Consider the following 2,343-nt stretch of genomic DNA (forward strand, 5'->3'; position numbering starts at 1 on the left):
GTGCCCGCCGCCGAGCCTCACTTCGCCAGAATCCAGGGCCGCGTGCCCGGCGTCACCACGGCGGCGCGCTCGATGGCGGGGAGGGGCGCTGTCGTATCGATGAGGCGGTGGTCATAGAGATAGCCGGGCAGGTAGCCCGAGGCGAGGATGCGCCAGTCGAACGGAATGTTCGGCTCTACGATGCGGGCAAGACGAAACACCACGGTGGTGCAGTTGGTGGTGATCGTCTGGTAGAATTCCGGCCGCTGCGCCAGCGCGTTGCCTTTGTTCGCGAAGATCAGGAAGGCGGCGCGCATCTGCTCGGGCGACAATTTCAACGGATAGCGCGTGACATGCTCGCCGCGCGCGTCGGTGCGCAGATGAATGATGTCGTCCGGCGTGGCGGCGATGAGCACCAGCTCAAATTCCTTGAAGAAGCCGCCGATTTCCGAGAACTGTTCGCCCAGCTCTCGGCGGATCTCGGCCGAGAACACGACATATTGCCCATCGGAGAAACCAAAGCCCACCAAAGTGTGCGCGATGGCCGGGCTGGCCCAGACCGAGGAATAAAGATCCACCCGGTCGAGCTGGTCGAGGTTGAGGGAGAGCGTCCGCCAGCGCGGCGTGAAGTCGTCCGGCGTACGCCATTGGAAGTCGCGCACGTCGCGGAGTGTCACGTCGCTCCCACGGATTTCGGCGGTGACGCCGCGCGAGACATCGGGGGCCCAGCTCCGGTCGTTCGATGGCGCGATGGCGGACCACCACAGGCCCACCGCCGCGAGCGCCACGGCGAGGCCCGCAAGCCCGCGCAGGGGGCGCCCGATGGCCGCGACGGCGAGCGCCAACGCCATGATCCCGCTCGCCCCCATCAGCGGCAGGCGCCAGGAGGCGCCGGCCTGATACCACAGGGCGGTGGCGGTCCAGGCGCCGAGGCTCACGGCGGCCAGGGCGATGGCGATGCCGGCGGCGACGGTGCCGGCCGATCGCCTCCTGGGCGGGGCTGCACTGCGGTGATCTGGTATTGCTTCGTTCATTCCAATCCTGCGCCGGCTCGCTGCCGAACGGCCCTCCTACCACGCGGAGGGGAGGAGGTAGCATCGGCATCGGCAGCATGCACGGGGGACCGGCGGCGCCCGGTGGGCCGCCATCGACGGGCAGGCGAAGCTGGCGTAGACCGCAGGTTCGGGCGTTCCGCGCCCGGCGGTCCAATCGCGTGAAGGAGTGTCGCCATGTCACAAGCTGTCCATACCCCGGTTCGGCGCGTCGCCGTCGTCGGCGCCGGCACCATCGGCGCGAGCTGGGCGGCGCATTTCCTGGCGCATGGCCTCGATGTGGTGGTGAGTGATCCCGCGCCGGGCGCGGAGGGGCACACCCAGCACCTCATCGACGGCGCGTGGCCGGTGCTTCAGGCCCTTGGCACGGCACAGGGCGATCCCAGGGGCTGGCGGTTCGAGCCCGATCCGGTGAAAGCGGTCGAGGGGGTGGATTTCGTTCAGGAGAACGCGCCCGAGCGCTACGAGGTGAAGCGCAAGCTGCTGCCCCTTATCGATGCGGTGCTGCCGCGAGAGGTGGTGATCGCCTCGTCGTCGTCGGGGCTGCTGGTGTCGCGCTTTTCGGACGGCTGCCGGTTCCCCGATCGCTGCGTCATCGGGCACCCGTTCAATCCGCCCCACCTCATTCCACTGGTGGAAGTGGTGGGCGGCAAGACCGCGAGCCGCGCCGCCATCGACGCCGCCATGGCCTTCTACAAGGCCATCGGCAAGCGCCCCATCGAGATCCGCAAGGAGGTCACCGGCCATGTGGCCAACCGCCTGCAGGCGGCCCTGTGGCGCGAGGCCATCTATCTGGTGCAGGAAGGCGTCGCCTCGGTGGCGGACATCGACGCGGCGGTGACCGAGGGGCCGGGCCTGCGCTGGGCGCTCATGGGGCCGCATATGACCTTCAATCTGGGCGGCGGACAGGGCGGGCTCGCCCACTTCATGGACCACCTGCTGCCGGCGGTGGAAAGCTGGTGGGCCGATCTCGGCACGCCCAACATGACGCCGGAATTGCAGCGGACCCTGGTGGAGGGCGTGAAGGCCGAGGCCGAGGGCCGGTCCATGACCGAGCTGGCCCAATGGCGCGACAAGCTGCTGACGCAGATCATCACCCTGCGCGCGGCCAGCGCGGCGGCGGCGGATCTGGCGGCGGTGGAGGCCCGCCTCGACGAAGCGCTGGAGGAGACCTTCCCCGGCAGCGATCCGGTGTCCGTCACCCGCCAGACACCGGCGGAGGATATCGAGGGCGATCCCTCGGCGGAGCGCTGAGCCCCGCAAGACACCTGCGCAAGACACCTGCGCAAGACACCCCCCGCGTGGTACCGGC

General features: G+C 69.3%; 2 protein-coding genes. One reads left to right on the plus strand and one right to left on the minus strand.

Annotated elements, in window-relative coordinates:
* Positions 1 to 17: 17 nt before the first annotated feature.
* Positions 18 to 1,013: an Lnb N-terminal periplasmic domain-containing protein gene (locus HUW53_RS21670; RefSeq protein ID WP_237347819.1), complete on the minus strand. Its 996-nt coding sequence runs from the start codon at positions 1,011 to 1,013 to the stop codon at positions 18 to 20.
* Between the two features lie 195 nt (positions 1,014 to 1,208).
* Here HUW53_RS21670 and HUW53_RS21675 point away from each other — a divergent pair, with 195 nt between their 5' ends.
* Complete coding sequence (locus tag HUW53_RS21675; RefSeq protein ID WP_237347820.1) at positions 1,209 to 2,285, plus strand: 3-hydroxyacyl-CoA dehydrogenase NAD-binding domain-containing protein; 1,077 nt, start codon at positions 1,209 to 1,211, stop codon at positions 2,283 to 2,285.
* Positions 2,286 to 2,343 lie beyond the last annotated feature (58 nt).

This window comes from Xanthobacter agilis (genome assembly GCF_021730435.1).
In the GTDB taxonomy this organism is placed as follows: domain Bacteria; phylum Pseudomonadota; class Alphaproteobacteria; order Rhizobiales; family Xanthobacteraceae; genus Xanthobacter; species Xanthobacter agilis.

Coding starts and splice junctions, on each gene's coding strand:
- HUW53_RS21675 (WP_237347820.1), top strand. CDS start 1,209: ATGTCACAAGCTGTCCATACCCCGGTTCGGCGCGTCGCCGTCGTCGGC.
- HUW53_RS21670 (WP_237347819.1), bottom strand. CDS start 1,013: ATGAACGAAGCAATACCAGATCACCGCAGTGCAGCCCCGCCCAGGAGG.